The organism is Anaerolineales bacterium, from assembly GCA_019637755.1.
GTDB lineage: Bacteria > Chloroflexota > Anaerolineae > Anaerolineales > UBA11579 > JAMCZK01.
Genome location: JAHBVC010000001.1, coordinates 443,642 through 464,221, shown reverse-complemented (window position 1 = coordinate 464,221; position 20,580 = coordinate 443,642). Strand labels below are relative to the sequence as shown.

Sequence of the window (20,580 nt, the reverse complement as noted above, 5' to 3'; positions counted from 1 at the left end):
CTGCCGGTAGCGAGAGGACTATAATCGGCCTTCGTGCCTGCAGCCGAAATGGGAACCATGCGGCTCCCTGAATGCAGGTGGAGATTTTGAGATGAAAGATACAACCGATAAGAAACTTGAGCAGATTGCGCGTCAAGACGAGCATATCTCCTACAAAAAAATGGGGCACATCCCCAAGCGTGGCATCTGGCAGTGGTTCTTCGGGCGGCCGCTAGCGTCTGCCGCGGCCGACCATGAGACGATTGGCAAGGCGGTGGGCCTGGCCATTTTCGCCTCGGATGCGTTGTCCTCCACCGCGTATGCCACACAAGAGATCCTGGTGATCCTGGCGCTGGCTGGCATGGGGGCGCTGCATCTCTCCGTGCCGCTCTCGCTGATCATTGTGGCGCTGCTGATCATCGTCACCATTTCGTACGAGCAGATCATCCACGCTTATCCCAGTGGCGGCGGCGCTTACATCGTAGCGCGCGAAAACCTGGGGGAATGGCCTGCGCTGGTGGCGGCGGCCTCTCTGCTGATGGATTATGTGCTCACTGTGGCCGTATCCACCTCCTCGGGGGTGGCGCAACTGGTCTCCGCCTTGCCGCAATTGCTGCCTTACCAAGTCGAGATCGCCTTGGTGATGGTGGGTTTGATCACGCTGATCAATTTGCGCGGTGTGCGCGAATCCGGTGCGATCTTTTCGATCCAGGCCTATGCCTTCATTATTTTGATGCTCGGCACCATCGCGGTGGGCTTCTTGAAGTTCTTCACTGGCGCGCTGCCGCTGGTGGCCAGCCCGCCGCCGATGGAAGTGCTCGGCGAGAGCTCGCCAATCACCTTGTTCCTGATCCTGCGCGCGTTTGCCAACGGCACCGCCGCGCTCACCGGCATCGAAGCGATCTCCAACGGCATCACTGCCTTCAAGCAGCCGCGCAGCCGCAATGCCGGCATCACCTTGGTGTGGATGGCGGGCATTTTGAGCGTACTGTTCCTGGGGATCACGTTCTTGAGCATGCGCATCGGTGCGGTGCCCTCCGAGTTCGAAACGGTGATCTCGCAGCTCCTGCGCACGGTCTTTGGTGGGCGCGAGATTCTGTACTACCTGGCCTTGGGCGCTACCACCCTGATCCTGTTCATGGCCGCCAACACGGCTTTTGCCGGCTTCCCGCGCTTGGGGGCACTGGTGGCGGGTGATGGCTTCTTGCCGCGCCAGCTGAGCTATCGCGGCAGCCGCCTGGTGTATTCGCGCGGCATCATGCTGCTGGCCCTGGTGGCTTCGCTCCTGATCGTGGTGTTCAAAGCCCACGTGTCCTCGCTGATCCCCTTGTATGCGATCGGTGTGTTCCTTTCATTCACTCTGTCGCAGGCCGGCATGGCGCGGCGCTGGTGGCATGTGGGCAAGCTCAAGCCTGCCAAGAAGCCCGCGCGTGCCAAGGCCAAGGCGGTTCAGGCGAAATATGAATCGGCACTCACCTATGACGCGCGCTGGCCGCTGAAGATGGTGATCAACGGGTTTGGGGCGGTATGCACCGGCGTGGTGATGCTGATTTTTGCCGTCACCAAATTTCAAGATGGCGCCTGGATGGTGCTGATCCTGTTGCCGATCCTGATCGCTGGCTTCCTGGCGGTGCACGAGCATTACAAGGATCTGGCGCGCCGCCTCAGCCTGGATGGTTTCAAATCCCCGGCGCCGATCAAGCACCAGAAGGTGGTGATGCCCATTTCGGGCGTGCATCGCGGCACGCTCAACGCACTGCGCTATGCCCAATCGCTCAGCAAAGACGTCACCGTGTTGCATGTGGCCGTGGATGCTGAAGCAGGCGAGCGGGTGCTGCTGAAATGGCAGAAGTGGGCGCCAGGCGTGAACCTGGTGATCCTCGGCTCGCCGTATCGTTTACTGCTCGAGCCGATCTTGCGCTATGTGAAGAATGCCGCCGAGCACCGCAAGGCGAATGAGATCATCACCGTGGTGGTGCCCGAGTTTCTGCCGCGCGTCTGGTGGCATAGCTGGTTGCACACGCGGGCGGCGCAGCTGCTACGCATGAAACTACTTTTTACTAATGGCGTGGTGGTAGTCGAAGTGCCCTACGTGGTGGACTAAATAAAAAAGCGGAGCCAAGGCTCCGCTTTTTTTTATGCGCTAGCGGGGGTGAACACCTCGGCCAGCATGCAGCGGGCGCTGCCGCCGCCCGTCTGCTCGATCAGGTCGATCTTCACCGGCAGCAGCTCGCCGTATGCGGCCAGCTGTTGGCGCTGCTCGGCGGTGAAGGCGTCATAAGCCGTTTGCGACATTACGATCAGCCGCTCGCCGGCGCGGTTCTTGACATGCAGAATGTTGGCGGTGAAGGCATAAACTTGCTCCAGGGTTACTGGGATCAGCTCGCGCCCGTGCGCGGTCAACTCGCGTTCCAGCACGGTGCGCTCGGTTTCATCTTTTACAGCTTCCAGGCAGCACACGGCAAAGCCTTCGCCGATGCTCAACATCACATTGGTGTGGTAGATGGGCAGGCTGTCTTTGTCATAGGCGTGGAAGAACACGCCCTCGTAGCCCATCTCGGCGCACCAGGCATCGAAAGCGGCCTGCGTGGTGCGCGGCGAGGCCATGGCGAAGGCCACCTTGTTGGCCCGATCGAGCACCAGGCTGCCGGTGCCCTCCAGGATTTCGCCCGCGGCTTCCTGGGCGGAAAAGTCCACCGTCTCGCTGGGCTGGATGCCGGCACCGGCCAGCAGGCTGCTCAGCGCCTGCGCTTGGCGCTCGGCGCGGCGGTTGGGCGTCAACATGGGGTAGAGTGCCAGCCTGCCATCGGCATGCAGCGAGAACCAGTTGTTAGGGAACACTGCATCCGGCGTGACCGCATCCGTGCGCGAGGGCAGCACCAGCACTTGCACGCCGCGGGCACGCAGGACGGCCACCATGCCGTTGAACTCTGCCAGCGCAGCATCGCGCAATGCCGCCGCGTCTTGCTGCGGCTGGTTTTGAAACACGTTGGTTTCTGCGGTTTCCGGGTTGTAGCCAAACTGGTCTGGGCTCACCATCACCACGGTATCGGTCAGTTGTGCGCTGCTTGTCATGCCCGCATGATAGTGTGGGGCAGGGGGAATGTCAAAGGGACAAGGACTAAGGGCATACACCGTTGAACCAAGGGGCCACTACGAATTCACCATTCTGAAACCCAAATGTTCTCACCTTGTCTTGTTGACTAAAATCTCCAAAAGGCTCGCGTTCATATGAAAAAGAAACTACCCATGCACGTGTCCACCCCCTTAACTGGCCGTTCATCGAGATCTCAGGACAGATAAGTTTGCGGTGAATTTCAACATTTCTGATTTCGTCGTCCTCTCCATCATAGGGACTGTAAGAAGATGGAAAGTTGGGCCATATAGCGTTGATAACTTGATTGTCAGAGGGAGTTCCGACTGCAGAGCAGCCAATAAGTCCTAGTAAGACGAAAATCACTCCTAACATCGTTGTTGTTCTCATGTTTGCTCTGTTCTCCCTTGTTGTAAGGCTCGCACTGCAAAATTGTACAATGGACTGAAGACAAATTGCCACACGCCTTGACAATCTTGCCTGCAGCCACTATCCTCTAGCCATGCTGCAACAAGAAGCCTACGTGGTCTTCTGCCCGGTCCCTAGCCCGGCCTCGTGCCGTATTCACCCTGCTCTGGGATAGTGCGCTGCTGCGCAGCGCTTGCGTCTGTACACCCGTCACACCACGCCCCGAGCCTCTCGGGGCGTTTTGCTTTATTGCTATAGGAGATGAAACTATGAAAATGAGTCACATGTTCGGCACCACCATGCGCCAGGCGCCCGCCGAAGCCGAAACCGCCAGTCATCAGTTGCTGGTGCGCGCCGGCTTCATTCGCCAGCTCGGCGCCGGCATCTACTCGCTCATGCCGATGGGCAAGCGCTCCATCGACAAGATCGAGAACATCATGCGCGCCGAGATGAACGCCATCGGTGGACAGGAGCTGTTCATGCCCGTGGTGCACCCGGCCGACCTGTGGCAGGAGACGGGGCGCTGGTACCAGATCGGCGATGAGATGAGCCGCTTCAAGGACCGCAAGGACCATGACATGGTGCTGGCCATGACCCATGAGGAAGTGGTGACAGACCTGGCGCGCCGTGAGGTGCAATCCTACAAACAGCTGCCCATGTTGGTCTATCACATCCAAACCAAATGGCGTGATGACCCTCGCCCGCGTGCTGGCCTCATCCGTGTGCGTGAGTTCACCATGAAGGACAGCTACAGTCTGGACGCGGACGAGGCTGGCTTGGACAAGCAATACCGTGCCCATTACCAGGCCTACTTCAACATCTTTCGCCGTGCCGGCCTGCCCGTCATCAGCGTAGGTGCTGATGTGGGCATGATGGGCGGCAGCCTGGCGCACGAATACATGTACCTGACCCCGGTGGGCGAAGATACCCTGGTGTTGTGTGATGCCTGTGGCTACCGCGCCAACCGCCAAATTGCGCGTGTACGCAAAGAGCAGCCCGTCGCCGAAGCCGCGGCTGCGCTGGAGAAAGTCGCCACGCCCGCCGTGAGCACCATCGAAGCACTGGCCAACTTCCTCAACATCCCCAAGGCCAAGACCGCCAAGGCGGTCTTCATGACCGCCACCTTCAAGGGTGACGAAGGCGAGAGCCAGAAGCTGGTCTTCGCTGTAGTGCGTGGGGACATGGAAGTCAATGAGACCAAGCTCACCAACGCCATCAAGGCGGCTGAGTTGCGTCCGGCGCACGAAGACGAGATCCGCGCCGTTGGCGCTGTGCCCGGCTACGCCTCGCCGATTGGCTTACAGGGCGCACTAATTGTGGTCGATGACCTTGTGGAGCAATCTGCCAACCTGGTGGCTGGTGCCAACGAAGATGGCTTCCACTACCTCAACACCAACTACGGCCGAGATTACAAGGCGGACATTGTGGCCGACATCGTCGCCGCCGAAGATGGCCACGCCTGCGTCAACTGCGGCAAGCCCGTGCGCACTTCGCGCGGCGTCGAGGTCGGCAACATCTTCAAGCTCGGCACGCGCTATTCGGCCTCGCTGGGCGCCAACTTCCTGGATGCCGAGGGTGCCGAGCGCCCGGTAGTGATGGGCTCCTACGGTATCGGCTCTGGCCGCATGCTGGCCTGCATCGCTGAGGAACACAATGATGAGAAGGGCCTGATCTGGCCCATCACCACCGCACCCTACGAGGTGCACCTGGTCAGCCTGCGCGGCGGTGAAGCGATTGCCGCCCAGCTCTACGAAGATCTGCGCGCCGCCGGCCTGGATGTGCTGTTTGACGACCGCGACGAGTCGCCCGGCGTGAAGTTCAACGATGCTGACCTCATCGGCTTGCCGATTCGCCTCACGGTGAGCCAACGCTCGCTGCAGGCAGGTGGCGTGGAGTTCAAACTGCGCCGCGAGGCGGACCGCAGTATCGTGGCCCAGGCGGATGCCGTACGCACCACCGTGGACGCGGTCGGCGCGCTGCTGGCCGAGGTTGAAGCCAGCATCACGCCCGTGCCCTTCGAGGACTAATGGCTAAGCGCGGTGCGCCAGTAGCGCTGGCGTTAGGGGGCGGCGGCACCAAGGGCATCACCCATCTGGGGGTGCTGCGTGCCGTGGAGCAAAAAGGTTTTCATGTGGCCGCCATCTCCGGTACCAGTATCGGCGGCCTGGTAGCCGCCGTGTATGCCACCGGCCGCCCGCTGGATGAGATCATTCGGCGCGTGGCGGGTTTGCAGCAGGGGAAGCTCTTCCGCCGCGGCAAGGAGATTGACAATGCCTTGCTCGGCCTGGAAGGCGTGGCTGAAGTGCTGCTGGAGCTGATCGGTGAGAAATACTTCGAAGAGTTGCCCATTCCGCTGGCCGTCACCGCCGTGGACCTCAACACTGGGCAAGAGATGGTGCTGAGCAGCGGCCGCGTGCTGGATGCCGTGCTCGCCACCATTGCGCTGCCCGGCATCTTCCCGCCGCGCCAGATCGACGGTCACACCCTGATTGACGGCGGGGTAAGCAACCCGGTGCCGGTTAGCATTGCCCGCCGCCTGCGCCCGGGCATTCCGGTGATCGCTTCAGTGTTGTCCGCGCCCCCAATGGCGGAGAAGCCGCTGCCTGTCACCAATCTGTTGCCGCCTACGCCCGTGCTTGACCGGCTCTCCCAGTTTCGCCTGGCCAAGGCGCTCACCGTCTTCTCGCAGGCCATGAACATCAATGGCCGCGTGCTCACCGAGCTGCGCCTGGATATCGAGAAGCCGGATGCTATCGTGCGCCCTGACGTAGACCACATCGGCCTGCTCGACCCGATCGATGTTGAAGACTTTCTTGCCCGCGGCGAGGCTGCCGCTGCCGAGCTGAAGCTTGGCCCGGCGCTACGGGCGCGTGCCTGGTGGCGTGGCGCGCTGCCGCAGGGGGCGTTGTGAGCAAGCGGATCGCGCTGGCCTTGGGTGGCGGCGGCTCACGCGGTGGGGCGCACATTGGCGTTCTGCGCGCCCTTGAGCACGAGGGGGTCAGTGTCGCTGCCATTGCGGGCACCAGCATCGGCGCTCTGGTTGGCGCGCTATATCTCGCTGGTCTCACGCCCGACGAGATTGCCAATGCCTCTGCCGACATGGAGCACGCCCGCCTTTTTCGCCGCGGCCGCGGCGAACAGGGTGATGGCTTCCGCGGTCTGTCTGGCATGCAAGCCTTCCTACGCAGCCTGCTGGGCGAGCGCCGTATCGAAGAACTGCGCGCACCTTACGCAGCCACTGCGGTAGACCTCAATACTGGCGCAGACGTAGAATTGCGCACTGGCCCAGTTGTAGATGCCGTGCTGGCTGCCATTGCCTTCCCTGGCATCTTTCCATCCAAGCTCATCGCTGGCCAGGCGCTGGTAGACGGCGCAATCAGCAAGCCGCTACCCATTGCGCTGGCGCGCAGCCTTGCACCGCAACTGCCCGTGGTGGCCGTCTCACTCTCCGGCGGGCCGCTGAATGCCGGCCAGCCCATCTCCGGCAATAGCGACCTCACCGGTATGGGCAAGCTCAGCCTGCTGCGCCACCTGCGCTGGGTGCGCGCCCTCGGCAACTTCAGCCGCGCCTTTGGCATCACGCGTAAGAACCTGGAGGATGCCCGCATCCAACTAGAGCAGCCCGCATTGTGCTTGTACCCGGCCGTGCGCGGCATCGGTATGCTAAGCCGCGCTGACGTGCATGAGCTTGCCCGCCGCGGCGAGCAAGCCGTGGCCGAGGCGCTGCCCCAACTTCACGCCCTTTTCGAGGACTAATGCTCGCAGACGTAAAAGACCTGAACATTGACGGCTGGAACCTGAAATTTCGCCAGCCCGCTGGCGATGGCCCACAGCCCGTCATTGTGCTCATCCACGGCTGGACCGGTGACGAGCACTCCATGTGGGTCTTTGCGCCGCGTCTGCCCAAGAATGCATTGCTGATTGCCCCGCGTGCCCCATACCCCTCCAACCATCCTGAAATTGCCGGCTATAGCTGGGTACAGCAACGTGCTGACGGTTTCAGCAGCCTGGAGATGTTTGACCCCGCCGTGGGCGCCTTTGAAGACCTGCTGCCCAAGCTCGCCGCACACTTCCCCCATGCCGATTTTGACAGTTTTGGCATGATGGGCTTCAGCCAAGGCTCCGCCTTCAGCGTGGCCTACGCCGTGCGCAACGCAGCCCGCCTGCAGCGCTTGGCAATGCTGGCAGGCTTCCTGCCCGAGGCGAGCGAGGCGGCTTTGCCCGCCCTGGCCGGCAAGCCCGTCTTCATCGCCCACGGCACGCAGGACCAAACCGTGCCGGTGGCACGCGCCTACGCCGCCCGTGACCAGCTGGCTGCCGCCGGGGCGCAGGTGCGCTACTGCGAGTCGGAGGTGGGGCACAAGTTGGGGGCCAATTGCGTGTCCGAATTAGCTGCTTTCTTTCTGAGTGATGACCAATCGACTAAGTGACTAATCGACAGTCGATTAGTCGACTGGTCGCTTAGTCCCTCATAACCGTCAATGTATAATCTTCTCCATGACCGACGCCGCGCTCAAAGCCCAACTTGAAGAGCTGCGCAACACCATCAACGAGCACAATTATCGTTACCATGTGCTCGACCAGCCCTCCATTTCAGACGCCGAATATGACAAGCTGCTCAACCAGCTGCGCGCCATCGAAACTGAGCACCCTGAGTGGATTACGCCCGATTCGCCCACCCAGCGTGCTGGCGCCGAGCCATCCCCCAAATTTGCCAAAGTAGCCCACCCTGCGCCCATCCTCAGCCTTGGCAACGCTTTTGACGAGGCGGATTTGCGCGCCTGGCTGGAGCGCATCAGCCGCCTGGATGAACGCGTGCGCAAGGCCACGTTTGTTGCCGAGCCCAAACTGGATGGCCTCAGTGTTGTGCTGCATTACAAAGATGGCCTCTTTGTCCAGGGCGCAACTCGCGGCAATGGCGAGGTAGGCGAAGACGTCACCGCTAACTTGCGCACCTTGCGCAAACTGCCGCTGCGCATCCCTGCCGCAGCCGGTGGCCCCAAGCCGCCAGCAGACCTGTTCGTGCGTGGCGAGGTCTTCTTCTTCAAAAAAGACTTTGAAGCGCTAAACAAGCGCCAGTCTGAAAGTGGCGAGCGTATTTACCAGACCGCGCGCAACACCGCTGCTGGCACCTTGCGCCAGCTCGATCCGAGCATCACTGCCTCGCGGGCGCTCACCTTCTACGTTTACAACATCCTGGCTGCCGACGGCCCTGTGCCCGCTACCCAGTGGGAAACTTTGCAATACCTGGCCGCGCTCGGGTTCCCCACGGCGCCGGAATCACGTCTGTGCAATGACATCGAAGACGTGGTCGCCGCATACAAGGAGTGGGGTGCAGCGCGCGATACCTTGCCGTATGAAGTAGACGGTATGGTCGTCAAGCTCAATGATATTGGGCTGGCTACTGATCTCGGCGTAGTGGGCAAGGACCCGCGTGGAGCCATTGCATACAAGTTCCCCGCGCTGGAAGTGACCACCAAGCTGCACGATATTGGCGTCAACGTGGGCCGCACCGGTGTGCTCACTCCATATGCCATGCTGGAGCCGGTGGAGATCGGCGGCGTGATCGTCAAGCAGGCCACCTTGCACAACTTCGATTTCATCGCCGAGAAGGACATCCGCATCGGTGACCGCGTGCTGGTCAAGCGTGCAGGCGATGTCATCCCCTATGTCATCGGCCCGGTGCTCTCCGAGCGCGCCAAGAACACCAAAAAATACAAGCCGCCGCAAGCCTGCCCGGTGTGCGGCGAGCCGGTGGAAACTGTAGAAGACGAAGTGGCCTGGTATTGCGTCAACGCCGCCTGCCCGGAGCAGATCGTGCGCAATGTGGAGCACTTTGTGGCCGTGTTGGACGTGGTCGGCCTGGGGGAGAAGATCGTCGCCCAACTCAACGCCGCCGGCATGGTCAAAGACGTGGCTGATCTGTTCACGCTTACGCGTGACGATCTGCTCAGTCTCGAAGGCTTTGCTGACAAGAAGGCCGATAACCTGCTGGCCTCCATCGAGGCTGCCCGCGGCCGTTCGCTTTCACAGCTCATTTACGCCCTCGGCATCCGCGGGGTGGGTGGGGTGATGGCTGGCGCATTGGCTGCCAAGTATCGAGACCTGGATGAGCTGGCTGCTGCCAGCACGCAAGACATTGACGATATCGAGGGCATTGGCCCCAGCATTGCTGAGGCCATCACCGATTGGTTTGTCCAGGCCAGCAATCAGGCCGTGCTGGCCAAGCTGAAACGCGCCGGCGTGTGGCCGCGCAGCGAGCCGCGCAAAGCGCCCAGCGGGCCGCAGCCCTTTGCCGGGCTCACCTTCGTGGTCACGGGTACGCTGCCCACTTTCAGCCGCAAAGAGGCCAAAGACTTCATCGAATCTTTTGGCGGCAAGGTCACCGATTCGGTCAGCAAAAAGACCAGCTACCTCGTAGTAGGCGAGGATGCCGGCTCCAAGCTGGATAAAGCGCGTGAATTGGGCATACAAATTCTGGATGAAGCTGCGTTAAAGCAGCTAGCTCAATAAAGTAATTCCCCTCAGGAGGCCCTCTCAATGAACTTCCCGCTCAACCTGTCTTTCAAAATTCTCGCCCTAGCCTCGCAGATCCATGTGCAGGATGCCAGCGGCACTACGATTGCCTACGTCAAGCAAAAGTTGCTGAAGTTGCGTGAAGATATCGACGTGTTTGCCGATCAGAGCCAAACCAGCCTGCTCTACAACATCAAGGCAGACCGTGTGATCGATTTCTCTGCGCGCTACAACTTTACCGATGGTAGTGGCAAAGCGCTGGGCTCGGTCAAGCGCCAGGGTATGCGCTCGCTGTGGAAGGCGCACTACGAAGTCTCCGACGCGGGCGGCACCCTGGTGATGAACATCCGTGAGGAAAATGTGTGGGTGCGCGTGTGGGATTCGCTGTTTGGCGAGCTGCCCTTCATCGGCATGCTCAGCGGCTATCTGTTCCATCCCGCCTACGTAGTAACCGATTCCCAGGGCCAAATGCTGGCCCGCCTGGTCAAGCAGCCCGCCTTCTTCGAGGGCAAATTCCAGCTCGATAAGCAGCCCGCGCTGCAAAGCAAAGATGAAACCCTGGTGCTGCTCAGCATGCTCACCATGACCCTGCTGGAGCGGGCGCGTGGCTAGCGCCCAATCCTCAGACTCAAAGCTGCCTTCGGGCGCACAGGCTTGCGTTGACAGCACTTGGCGGGTGAGCTAAACTGACCCTTCGCAAAGGAACACGAATGACCGCACCCCTCGAAGACGCAATCAGTAAACGCATCGACGCTTTCGCCGAACGCATCCGCCTGCTCAAAGAAGCGGGCCTCTACTATTACAACCAGCCGATCAGCGAGATGCTGGATGAATCCAAGGTAAAAGTGCGTGGCCGCATCATGCAGATGTACGCCTCGTACAGCTACCTGGGCCTCATCGGCCATCCGCGCATCAACGCCGCCGCCAAGGCCGCCGTGGATCGCTATGGCACGGGTACGCACGGGGTGCGCACCCTGGCCGGTACGCTGGATGTGCACAACGAGCTCGAAGAGACGATTGCCAACTTCAAGGGCACCGAGACGGCCATCACCTATACCTCGGGCTACGCCACTAACCTCACCGTGGTTTCCACGCTGTTGGGCCGCCATGATTATGTCTTCTCTGACCGCCTGAACCATGCCAGCATCGTAGACGGCTGCATGATGTCGGGCGCCAAGTTTGTGCGCTTCAAACATAACGACCTCAACGACTTGGAGCGCGTGCTCGAAGAGGCGCCAGCCTCTGCCGCCAAGCTGATCATCGCCGATTCCGTGTTCAGCATGGATGGTGACATCATCGATCTGCCGCGCATTGTTGAACTCTCCCGCAAGCACAACGCCTGGCTGATGATCGACGAGGCGCACTCCATCGGTGTGCTCGGCAAAACTGGCCGCGGCATCGAAGAGCACTATGGCATGGAAGGGGCCATCGATATCAAGATGGGCACCCTCAGCAAAACCATCCCTTCGGTTGGCGGCTATGTAGCCGGCAAGCACGACATGATCAACTATCTGCGCCATGCCAGCCGCGCCTACATCTTCTCGGCGGCGCTGCCGCCGGCCCAGGCGGCTGCCGCCAATGAAGCCTTCAAGGTCATCCTGGATGAGCCTTGGCGCATCGAGAAGCTCACCGCCAATGGCAAGCAATTCATCAGCGGCTTGCAGAGCCGCGGCTTTGACACCATGCTGACTGAAACGGCGATTGTGCCGGTGCTGTGCGGGGAGGATGACCTGGCCTATGCGCTCACCCGCAACGTGCAGGAGCGCGATATCTTCGTGCTGCCCGTGGTGTCACCGGCGGTGGAGCAGGGCAAGGCGCGCCTGCGCGCCACCGTCACCGCCGCCCACGAGACCGCGGATATCGAGCGGGCGATGGATATCATCGCCGAGGAAGGCAAAAAGCTCGGCGTTTTGAAGTAGAGAACTCAATAATCTACTCCAGGAGGGGATGAAGCAATGTCAAATCTATGGATTTCCAATGCTTTCATGCATCGCTTTTTTGCTTGGGTGCAAAAAAGAGAGGAAAGACAAGCTGCTAAGCAAGATTTCTATTCACTTCTTTCATATATATATTACAAACCATCAGAGCTAGCTCATACTCCAGGTTATACAACTGGATTTTTGCCAGCAATTGAGTGGAAGGCTGCCCAAATTCATGGCCTCGATATTGCTTTATTGATCGATTTTTCTATAGCAGATGTTAAACACTACGAAGTTAAAAATACTTCGTTATTTGGCCTGCTTATCCCCTCTGATGTTCTCGAAGAGATTGTAGAGAATAAATCAGTGTGGGATATGTATAGCGATGGGCTTCGTGATGTTGCTAACATCTCACAAGCGCGGCAACAAACTGGCAAGAGTTTCAAGAAGTTGGGAGATCTGCACTCAATCTTCTTGCCTGGAGACAATCATCGCATAAATTTTGTGCCGCTCTCAAAGCAAAAGACAATGGTAATCGTTGGTCGAAGCAGCTCTGAGGAATGGGAAACACACAAAGCTTCAGCTATGTTTTCTCAAAGCATTACAATGCGATTGCAAGCTTGGGGTAGGGCGGCGGAACAGGCAATTGAGCGGTTTGATCGCCTTAACGATTTGGAGTGGCAAACAAAGCATGTGCCGCGAATCACCGCGAGAGAGCTTGTTGACACATGGATTACTCAGAAACAGGTGGAAGAATGTGGGGTTCTTGAAGTAGAGCATATTCGATCTGTACAACAGTGCCAGACGGATGAGGATATTGAGAAACTGATTGGCATAATTACAGACTCCAGCTGGGACCAAGTTGTGCTTCGCTGGGCGCGTCATCAAGACAGAATGGCACAACAAGCAGAAGGCTCCTTGGGCTTGCTTGAATCGCATGTCTTGTCTTTGCCTACCCGAGATAATCAAGGTAGCAAGACCTTTGAAGAATGGTTGCCCTTATTGACCAGAGCACAAAATAGAGTGGTAATGCTAGACGCGTTTAATCCCGTTCGGCTTAAAGGTGGCCCAGGCACCGGGAAGACACTGACCGCTATGCTTCGTGCAATATACTTGCTTCGCCAAGCTCGCGATGCAAAGCAGGAGCTTAAACTTGGTTTCTTTGTTTTTAACAAGGAGATCTCTCGAAAACTCGTGGGGATGTTGGCAGAGTTGGGAGCAACCGAGTTCTTATCACCTGATTCTAAGCAGCATCTTGTTGTTACAAGCCTGCTGGACTGGTGTAAAGAGTTTTTAGACCTAAGAAATATGGATATCACGGTACTAGAGCCATATCAGGGTGATGGTATTGACACGACTCGAGACTTAATTTTCGAGCTGGCAATTGAGCAGGCGCAAAGCTCATTGCAGAGGCCAGAATTCATACCGGTGTGGGCTGAATTCAACCCCTCTGGACAAAATGGCAAGAAGGAGGTCCAGCTTGAAATCAGTCAATTCATTAAAGCGAATACTATCGAAAGCCTAGATAATTATGTTGAACAACCGCGTGAAGTAAGTCTTGGAACAAAGGACAGGCTCTACCGAAGGTTTATCTGGGAAGTTGCAAAGATTTATAAAGATACTCTGAGCAAACTTGGTTATCTGGATGGGGATGATCTGGTTAACGACTGCTTACGAAAAACTTCCCAAACTATATGGGCCCAAGCGAAGAAAAGAGATGGTTTCGACTATTTGATAATCGATGAGGGCCAAGATTTTTTCCCAAACCAGTTACTTTTATTGGGGCACCTAGTCCAGCACTCGTCCCATTTAATGATTTGTTACGATGAGGGTCAGAAAGTTTACTCAAGATATCCTACGCTAAGGCAATTTGGTTTTGATACTGACAGTCGTTTCCGAAGCGAGAATTTAACGGTTAACTTCCGAAGCTCCAAGGCAATCGTGAAGCTGCTCAGTAGGTTTGTTTCGCTCTTTCCGGTGTATGGTCATTTATCACACTGGGCTGATTTTGCGGCTAATGAAGGCGCTCCCGAGGGTGAGATACCTACTATTTCCTCCTATGCAACTGATACGACTATGTTTTTGGAACTGGGTAAGAGGATTCAAGACTATGTTAACAAAAAAGTAGAGGCTAAGAATATTGCTATCTTAGCTTTTCGCGATACGGATCTGGATAAAGCAACTGATGCTTTGCTTGATATAGGGATGAACGTAAACAGAATCACGGCAAAGGGAAGGCTTGGCCCAAGGAAATCTGTGACTATTGCTTCACCCAGAAGCGTAAAGGGTGACCAATTTGAAGTTTGTTTTATTCTGGGAGTGGATAGAGATCATCTTCCTGAGTTGGATGGTATTCATAACCTTCAGCAGCTTAGCGCCAAAGAGGCAGATGATTTTCGCTTGCTGATGGTAGCAGTGAGCAGATGTAAGACCAATTTGCATTTTCTCTATCATGGAACTCAACCGAGTAAGTTTGTTGAGAATTTGGGGGATGCTGCTAGATGGTTCGGCGGCTAAGCATACTGCTGGGCTGCGTTTTGAAGTAGAATAAGTGTTCGCCAAAGTAACGGAGCCGTTGCGAAGCAACGGCTCTTTTTATTCGTGGGATAACGATGAAAAAAGCTGAAAAGAAACGAGCCTTTTATTGGCTACTGGGCAACAACCTGGTGGCTTCGATCACCAATAGCACGGTGTGGTTTGCGATCATCTTCTACGCCTACCTGGAAACCCAGTCCGTGCTGGTCACTTCGATCTTGGGTGGGCTTTACCTCGTACTGGTATCCGTCTCCGGCTTTTGGCTTGGCTCGCTGGTCGATCACCATAAGAAGAAGAGCATCATGCTGGTCTCCAGCGCCATCTCCCTGGCGATGTTCATTTTGTGCTTTGTGCTCTACCAGACCGCAGCCCCGGGCGAGTTCGCCAGCTTGCACAGTGTGCGTTTGTGGGTCTTGGCTGTGCTGGTGCTCTTCGGAATGATCGCCGGCAATATCCGCGGCATCGCCATGCCTACCTTGGTGACGCTGCTGTTCGCCGCCAAGGAGCGCGAGCGTGCCAATGGCCTGGTGGGCACCGTATTCGGCGTCTCCATGCTCACCACTTCGGTCATCAGTGGCTTGCTCGTGGCTCAGGCAGGCATGTTCCTGGTTTTGCTGTTGGCAGTCATCATCACGGTTCTAGTCATTGCTCATTTATGGAGCATTGAAATTCCCGAAGCCAAGATCGCCCATGTGGAAGGCGCCCCCAAGTCAGTTGATCTGCGTGGCACCTATAAACTAGTGGCCGGTATCCCCGGCTTGTTGGCCTTGATCTTGTTCACAACCTTTAACAATCTGCTGGGTGGCGTCTTCATGGCACTGATGGATGCCTATGGCCTCTCGATGATGTCGGTGGAGGCTTGGGGCATCCTGTGGGGCGTGATCAGCACCGGCTTTATCCTCGGCGGTCTGCTGATCGCGCGTTTTGGCCTGGGTGGCAAGCCGCTGCGCGCCCTGTTCGGCGCCAACCTGGTGATCTGGTTCGTGTCGTCGATCTTCACCATCCAGCCCTCAATTCCACTGATGACCGGTGGCCTGCTGATCTATCTCACCGTGGTGCCGTTCATTGAGGCGGCCGAGCACACCATCATCCAGCGCGTGGTGCCGCCGGCGCGCCAAGGCCGCGTGTTTGGCTTTGCCCAAAGCATTGAGCTGGCCGCCGCGCCGCTGACCGCCTTCCTGATTGGCCCACTGGCCGAGTTCTTCTTCATTCCCTTTATGACCGATGGGGCAGGCGTGCAGCTGATCGGTAGTTGGTTTGGCACCGGTCCGGCGCGCGGCATGGCGCTGGTCTTCACCGTCGCCGGCGTGATTGGCTGCATTGTTACCCTGCTGGCGATGCGTTCGCGCCCCTACCAATTGCTCGCCGCGCGCTATGCGAAGGGCAGTGCTACCAACAGCGGCTAACAAACTCGCATCGGTTAATCAATTAATCGATTGGTGCTGATTCTTATGGATAATCCTAAACTTATTCTTGCCCCCGGCCGCCAGCGTTCGCTGGAGCGCCGCCATCCCTGGGTCTTCGCCAGCGCCATCGCCAAGCTGGAGGGCAACCCGCAGCCTGGCGACACCGTTGCCGTGCATGCCGCCGGCGGCCAGTTCCTGGCCACCGCTGCGTATAGCCACCCCTCGCAGATTCGCGCCCGCGTCTGGTCTTGGCAGCAAGCTGAGCCGATCGACGCGGCCTTCTTCCGCCGCCGCCTGGCCGCCGCAATTGCCTCGCGCCGCAACCTGGCCATCGAGAGCGACGGCCTGCGCCTGGTACACGCCGAGTCAGATGGCTTGCCCGGCATCATTGTCGATCAATATGGCGACTCGCTGGTGCTGCAATGCCTCAGTTGGGGCGCCGAGCGTTGGCGCGAGACCATCGCCGCGCTGTTGATCGAGCTGTGCCAGCCGGCGCGTCTGCTCGAGCGCTCCGACGCGGATGTGCGCCAACTCGAGGGCTTGCCGCCGCGCCGCGGCCTGCTGCATGGCACCCCGGCCACAGTACCGCTTGCCATTCACGAATCCGCTTTGCAATTTCAGTTGGATTTGGAAGGTGGGCACAAAACCGGCTTTTATCTCGACCAGCGCGCCAATCGTGCTCTGGCCGGGTCGTTGGCGGCTGGCCGCCAGGTGTTGGATTGCTTCTCCTACACGGGCGGCTTCGCCACTCATATGCTGCAGGGTGGGGCTGAACATATCACTCTGGTGGACGATTCGGCCGCGGCGCTGGAGCTGGCGCGCCACAACATTCAGCGCAATCAGTTGCCCTTGGAGGCGGCCGAGTTCATCGATGGCGATGCCTTCCAGGTGTTGCGCCGCTTTCGCGATGCGGGCCGCCAGTTCGATATGATCGTGCTGGACCCGCCCAAGTTTGCCCCTACCCGGGCCACCGCCGAACGCGCCGCGCGCGGCTACAAAGACATCAACTTGCTGGCGCTGAAGCTGCTGCGTCCCGGCGGCCGCCTGCTGACCTTCTCATGTTCCGGGGGCGTGGATGCCGCGCTGTTCCAAAAGATCGTGGCCGGCGCCGCTCTGGATGCCGGGATCGAGGCGCGCATTCTGCAGCGTCTCAGCCAAGGTGCCGATCATCCCGTGGCGCTCAACTTCCCGGAGGGCGAATATCTCAAAGGCCTATTGATCGAAGTATAAAGAAAACACCGGCCGCATGGCCGGTGTTTTTCGCACGTTGAGTGTTGCTAGGGCTGTGCCGGGAAGCTACCCTCCGGCGCGTACCAGTCCTGTGGGTTGACGCCGGCGCTGTCCTGCCCACTCTTGACCTCAACAGTCACCAAGCTGTGATCGGTGCACTCAACGCTCAGGCCGCAAGCCACCGCAAATGAATGACCTCCTGCCATGCCATTGGTGTAAGCCACCACCTGGTAATCGCCCGCAGGCAAATTGCTGATTTGATAGAAGCTGGTGCCATCGCTGGTGGTCACGTAATAGTAAGTGCCGGGGTGCTCAACGCTCCAAGCTACCACCGTCATCCCGGGGATGAATTCGCTGGGGTAGCTCAAGCTGCCCGAGAGGCTGCCCGGATCTTGCGCTTCGTTCTGCGCCGGGGGTTGCACGCCCGGCGGGTAGGGCACATCGCCCGGCTGGCCGTACCAATCACACACGGCGATGCCGCCGGTCTGCTGGCCCGCCACCACGTCGAAGCTCACCAGCGAATGGTCTGTGCAATCCACGCTCAGGCCACACGCCACGGCTTGCGAATAGCTGCCGCCAAAGCTGAAGTCTGGCAGCCAGGCGTAGGCGGTGTAGCTGCCCGGCTCTACATCCGCGGAGAATGACATCTGGTTCTGCGCAATCGGCACTTGCACCGGTTCGGGTGCACCGGCCTTGTGCAAAAATACGGTCATCTCAGGAATGAAAGAGGAGGGATAGCACAGCGAGCCTTCCAGTGTGCCGAGTTGTAGGCTGGTCAGCTCCTCCTGCAAGGCGGGCTGCCCTGCCTGGCTGGTTTGCAGGGCCGCGGCCACCAGGGTGGCTACTGCGGCCTCATCCGTGGCCGTGCTGGGGGCGCAACTCGCTAGTAGCAGGGCCAGCGCGCATACAAGCATAGCGATCCGTGTACGCATGAACTCTCCTTGGGCACCACTGCGCCCCTTGAATGAATGGCGCTGATTATAAATTGAGCCGTGCAATTGCACGGCTCAAAAAGGGAGTGGAGATGGCGGGAATCGAACCCGCGTCCGACTGATTAGAGTGCTGAACGTCTACGAGCGTAGTCGGTTGTGTTGTCGCAGCCAGGCCCACAAACGACAAGGGGGTCCTCGCTGCCATCCGCTTTGGCTTAGGCGCCAGTCACGGCGGCTGGCACAGCACCTCGGCATTGTCTCGCCTGCTCCCGCCCAGCCGAGGAGAGGGCGGGGCAGACGCAACCCCGAAGGGTTGGGCAGTTCGTTGGCTAGCCGGTATTACGCGGCGAGCGGGAGAGCTGCGTAGTTAGTGCGGTTGGCACTTAAGGTTTGCGCTGATTTTTCGAGGTCGGCGCCGCTCGGCTCGCAGTTCAGACTCAGCCTCAACCGTCGAAGCCAGTCATCCCCATACACCGAAATTATAGCAGGGCGATATATACACAGTATTAGAAATGGATTGCACACTGCCCATTCGTAGCACAACGTATTTCTCATTCCTCCTCGCGCCTCTCCTTCGCAGGGGCGCAGCATGCTGCGCCTCTGCGAAGCCAAGCCGTCATTCCGAGCGTAGCGAGGAGTCCTTTAGGCCATAGCAGAAGCAAGCCTGTTTGTAATGCCAAAAGGATTCCTCCTCGCGCCTCTCCTTCGCAAGGGCGCAGCTACAGAGCCAAGCCGTCATTCCGAACGTAGCGAGGAATCCTTTAGGTCTAGCAGAAGCAAGCCTGTTTGTAATGATCTAAAGGATTCCTCCTCGCGGCTGCGCCGCTCGTTCGGAATGACAAAATTTGCTAATTGTGTTGTGGCCATACTCAGCATGACCCAAGTGAGCAGAGCAGTACGCCTTCGTAGCGGCAGCATACTTCGCCATTTCCGTCATTGCGAGGATTGCGCTGCGCAGCAGCGCTGACGAAGCAATCCCCAAGCCTGCCATTCACCTTACGCGTGAGGATTGCTTCGTTGTTCTGTCGCTAACGCCACTACGAAGCCAAGCCGTCAGTCTCGAATCACGCCGCGGCTGGCGCGCCGACCGCGGCAAGCGCCGCCAGTGCTTGGCGCACCGCGGCCGTATCCGGCGCCAGCAGCTCCACGCGGTTGCCGTCCTGATCCGGCAGCCAAAAGCCGGGCTGCCCATCGCGCTCCGTGGCCTGGGGCTGCTGCTGCGTGCTATTCACGCGCTGCAGCAACGCCAGCCAGCCGGCTTCGTCGGGGACGCGGTAGGCATATGAGCGCAGCCCGGTCATATCCTCGTCGCGGCGTGGCGCATTGCGGCTGTGCCAGGTATTGGCGCCCAGATGGTGGTGGTAACCGCCGGCGCTCATAAACAGGGCGCTGGGCATGCTCATCACAATGTCCATGCCCAGCAGGTCATGGTAGAAGGCGGCCGCCGTCGCCGTATCGGAGACTTGCAGGTGCATGTGGCCAATATCGGTGCCGGGGTGGATCTGGCCAGCCTGCGCCGCGGCCGTGTCGGCCTCTTCCAGCAGCTTGTGCAGGTCCAGCGGGGCGTTGGCCATCTGCAGCTCGCCACCATCCAGCCGCGGCCATTGCGCGCGCGGTCGGTCGCGGTAGATTTCAATCCCGTTGTTCTCTGGGTCCGGGAAGTAAATCGCCTCGCTCACCAGATGGTCGGCCGCACCGTGCAACGGCCAGCCGGCCGAGACCACGCGCAGAAAAGTGGTGGCCAGTGCCTGGCGGTGCGCGAAGCGGAAGGCGGTGTGGTACAGGCCGCTGCGCTCCTGCGGCTGCTGGCGCGCTCCCGGGTAGGCGCTCAGCGTCAACAGAGCAGGCAGCTCGCCGCTGGGCGAGAGGCGCACGCGGCCGGCATCGGCATCGATCACCTGAAAGCCCAGCAGATCGGCGTAGAAGGCTTGCATGCGCGCCAAGTCAGCTACCTGCAGCTCAACGTGAGCGATGTGTGTATCGGGATGGAGTTGGAAAGTAGGAGTATTCATGAGGTTTGACATATAGATGATAGTCAATTATGCTTTCTTACATAGATGGCCGTCTATACATATCCTCTTGTGGGAAAGGAGTACATGCCATGATGGAAGAGCAAGCAGTGTGTGAATGTGGTTGCTGCGCCGGCGGCGACGGTTGCTGCTAGCCCCAAACCAACGGGCGGCTCAGGCCGCCCGTTGGTTTACTTGCTAGCCTGCATACGCTCCAGATGTTCGGCCGTTTCGCTTTCGGGCGCAAAGGTGCTGATCAATTGCCCGCAGCAGCGCGCCATCTTCTCCTGGTTCAGCGTGTAATACGTATTCTTGCCCTCATCGCGCACCAGCACCAACTGCGCCTCGCGCAGTAGGGCCAGGTGGTGCGATACCGTGGGCTGGCTGACCTTGACCGTTTTTACGATCTCATTGACATTCTTCCACTGGCAGCAACACGTTTCCATGATCTGCTGCCGCGTAGGGTCGGCCAACACTTTCGCAAAGGCCACGGGGTCCATGCTTTTTGTTTTCATATTGATTGCTCTCTATGCAGTCTACTTGCGATAGCAA

At 58.8% G+C, this 20,580-nt stretch carries 15 protein-coding genes and 1 other RNA gene; 11 read left to right on the top strand and 5 right to left on the bottom strand.

From position 1 onward, the window contains the following. The first annotated feature begins 160 nt into the window (after positions 1–160). Positions 161–2,083, top strand: coding sequence for an APC family permease (locus KF821_02410; GenBank protein MBX3004662.1), 1,923 nt, complete (start codon positions 161–163; stop codon positions 2,081–2,083). 32 nt (positions 2,084–2,115) lie between these two features. Here the strand turns inward: KF821_02410 and KF821_02405 are convergent, their stop codons facing one another. Next, the gene (locus KF821_02405) at positions 2,116–3,054 is read right to left on the bottom strand and encodes a hypothetical protein (GenBank protein ID MBX3004661.1); all 939 of its coding nucleotides are present in this window, start codon (positions 3,052–3,054) and stop codon (positions 2,116–2,118) included. Positions 3,055–3,750: 696 nt separating this feature from the next. Here KF821_02405 and KF821_02400 point away from each other — a divergent pair. From KF821_02400 to KF821_02355, 10 genes are all read left to right on the top strand, one after another. Then, positions 3,751–5,508, top strand: coding sequence for a proline--tRNA ligase (locus KF821_02400; GenBank protein MBX3004660.1), 1,758 nt, complete (start codon positions 3,751–3,753; stop codon positions 5,506–5,508). Then, positions 5,508–6,392, top strand: a complete 885-nt coding sequence (locus tag KF821_02395) for a patatin-like phospholipase family protein (protein MBX3004659.1) — start codon at positions 5,508–5,510, stop codon at positions 6,390–6,392. Before KF821_02400 ends, KF821_02395 begins: the two co-directional genes overlap by 1 nt. Beyond that, positions 6,389–7,237, top strand: coding sequence for a patatin-like phospholipase family protein (locus tag KF821_02390; protein ID MBX3004658.1), 849 nt, complete (start codon positions 6,389–6,391; stop codon positions 7,235–7,237). The genes KF821_02395 and KF821_02390 overlap by 4 nt, the downstream gene beginning before the upstream one ends. Then, the gene (locus tag KF821_02385) at positions 7,237–7,911 is read left to right on the top strand and encodes a dienelactone hydrolase family protein (protein ID MBX3004657.1); all 675 of its coding nucleotides are present in this window, start codon (positions 7,237–7,239) and stop codon (positions 7,909–7,911) included. Before KF821_02390 ends, KF821_02385 begins: the two co-directional genes overlap by 1 nt. Positions 7,912–7,978: 67 nt before the next feature. Next, on the top strand, positions 7,979–9,994 hold the full coding sequence (ligA, locus tag KF821_02380) for an NAD-dependent DNA ligase LigA (GenBank protein ID MBX3004656.1): 2,016 nt from the start codon (positions 7,979–7,981) through the stop codon (positions 9,992–9,994). Positions 9,995–10,021: 27 nt separating this feature from the next. Then, complete coding sequence (locus tag KF821_02375; GenBank protein ID MBX3004655.1) at positions 10,022–10,609, top strand: hypothetical protein; 588 nt, start codon at positions 10,022–10,024, stop codon at positions 10,607–10,609. Between the two features lie 98 nt (positions 10,610–10,707). Next, on the top strand, positions 10,708–11,916 hold the full coding sequence (locus KF821_02370) for an aminotransferase class I/II-fold pyridoxal phosphate-dependent enzyme (GenBank protein MBX3004654.1): 1,209 nt from the start codon (positions 10,708–10,710) through the stop codon (positions 11,914–11,916). 36 nt (positions 11,917–11,952) lie between these two features. Then, the gene (locus tag KF821_02365) at positions 11,953–14,433 is read left to right on the top strand and encodes a UvrD-helicase domain-containing protein (GenBank protein MBX3004653.1); all 2,481 of its coding nucleotides are present in this window, start codon (positions 11,953–11,955) and stop codon (positions 14,431–14,433) included. Between the two features lie 95 nt (positions 14,434–14,528). Further along, positions 14,529–15,857 carry an MFS transporter gene (locus KF821_02360; GenBank protein MBX3004652.1) on the top strand — a complete coding sequence of 443 codons (1,329 nt, stop codon included), beginning with the start codon at positions 14,529–14,531 and terminating at the stop codon, positions 15,855–15,857. 45 nt (positions 15,858–15,902) lie between these two features. Beyond that, on the top strand, positions 15,903–17,087 hold the full coding sequence (locus tag KF821_02355) for a class I SAM-dependent methyltransferase (GenBank protein MBX3004651.1): 1,185 nt from the start codon (positions 15,903–15,905) through the stop codon (positions 17,085–17,087). 47 nt (positions 17,088–17,134) lie between these two features. Here the strand turns inward: KF821_02355 and KF821_02350 are convergent, their stop codons facing one another. The 4 genes from KF821_02350 to KF821_02335 form a co-directional block, all read right to left on the bottom strand. Further along, the gene (locus KF821_02350; protein MBX3004650.1) at positions 17,135–18,019 is read right to left on the bottom strand and encodes a carboxypeptidase regulatory-like domain-containing protein; all 885 of its coding nucleotides are present in this window, start codon (positions 18,017–18,019) and stop codon (positions 17,135–17,137) included. Between the two features lie 84 nt (positions 18,020–18,103). Further along, positions 18,104–18,487: a transfer-messenger RNA gene (gene ssrA, locus KF821_02345) on the bottom strand. 596 nt (positions 18,488–19,083) lie between these two features. Then, positions 19,084–20,031 carry a VOC family protein gene (locus tag KF821_02340; GenBank protein MBX3004649.1) on the bottom strand — a complete coding sequence of 316 codons (948 nt, stop codon included), beginning with the start codon at positions 20,029–20,031 and terminating at the stop codon, positions 19,084–19,086. A 188-nt stretch (positions 20,032–20,219) separates the two neighbouring features. Then, the gene (locus KF821_02335) at positions 20,220–20,543 is read right to left on the bottom strand and encodes a winged helix-turn-helix transcriptional regulator (protein MBX3004648.1); all 324 of its coding nucleotides are present in this window, start codon (positions 20,541–20,543) and stop codon (positions 20,220–20,222) included. Positions 20,544–20,580: the final 37 nt, after the last annotated feature.

Bases quoted from the DNA above. Each gene is read 5' to 3' on its own strand.
- KF821_02405 (MBX3004661.1), bottom strand. From the start codon at position 3,054: ATGACAAGCAGCGCACAACTGACCGATACCGTGGTGATGGTGAGCCCA.
- KF821_02400 (MBX3004660.1), top strand. From the start codon at position 3,751: ATGAAAATGAGTCACATGTTCGGCACCACCATGCGCCAGGCGCCCGCC.
- KF821_02335 (MBX3004648.1), bottom strand. From the start codon at position 20,543: ATGAAAACAAAAAGCATGGACCCCGTGGCCTTTGCGAAAGTGTTGGCC.
- KF821_02355 (MBX3004651.1), top strand. From the start codon at position 15,903: ATGGATAATCCTAAACTTATTCTTGCCCCCGGCCGCCAGCGTTCGCTG.
- KF821_02385 (MBX3004657.1), top strand. From the start codon at position 7,237: ATGCTCGCAGACGTAAAAGACCTGAACATTGACGGCTGGAACCTGAAA.
- KF821_02350 (MBX3004650.1), bottom strand. From the start codon at position 18,019: ATGCGTACACGGATCGCTATGCTTGTATGCGCGCTGGCCCTGCTACTA.
- KF821_02365 (MBX3004653.1), top strand. From the start codon at position 11,953: ATGTCAAATCTATGGATTTCCAATGCTTTCATGCATCGCTTTTTTGCT.
- KF821_02375 (MBX3004655.1), top strand. From the start codon at position 10,022: ATGAACTTCCCGCTCAACCTGTCTTTCAAAATTCTCGCCCTAGCCTCG.
- KF821_02410 (MBX3004662.1), top strand. From the start codon at position 161: ATGGGGCACATCCCCAAGCGTGGCATCTGGCAGTGGTTCTTCGGGCGG.
- ligA (MBX3004656.1), top strand. From the start codon at position 7,979: ATGACCGACGCCGCGCTCAAAGCCCAACTTGAAGAGCTGCGCAACACC.
- KF821_02370 (MBX3004654.1), top strand. From the start codon at position 10,708: ATGACCGCACCCCTCGAAGACGCAATCAGTAAACGCATCGACGCTTTC.
- KF821_02395 (MBX3004659.1), top strand. From the start codon at position 5,508: ATGGCTAAGCGCGGTGCGCCAGTAGCGCTGGCGTTAGGGGGCGGCGGC.
- KF821_02360 (MBX3004652.1), top strand. From the start codon at position 14,529: ATGAAAAAAGCTGAAAAGAAACGAGCCTTTTATTGGCTACTGGGCAAC.
- KF821_02340 (MBX3004649.1), bottom strand. From the start codon at position 20,031: ATGAATACTCCTACTTTCCAACTCCATCCCGATACACACATCGCTCAC.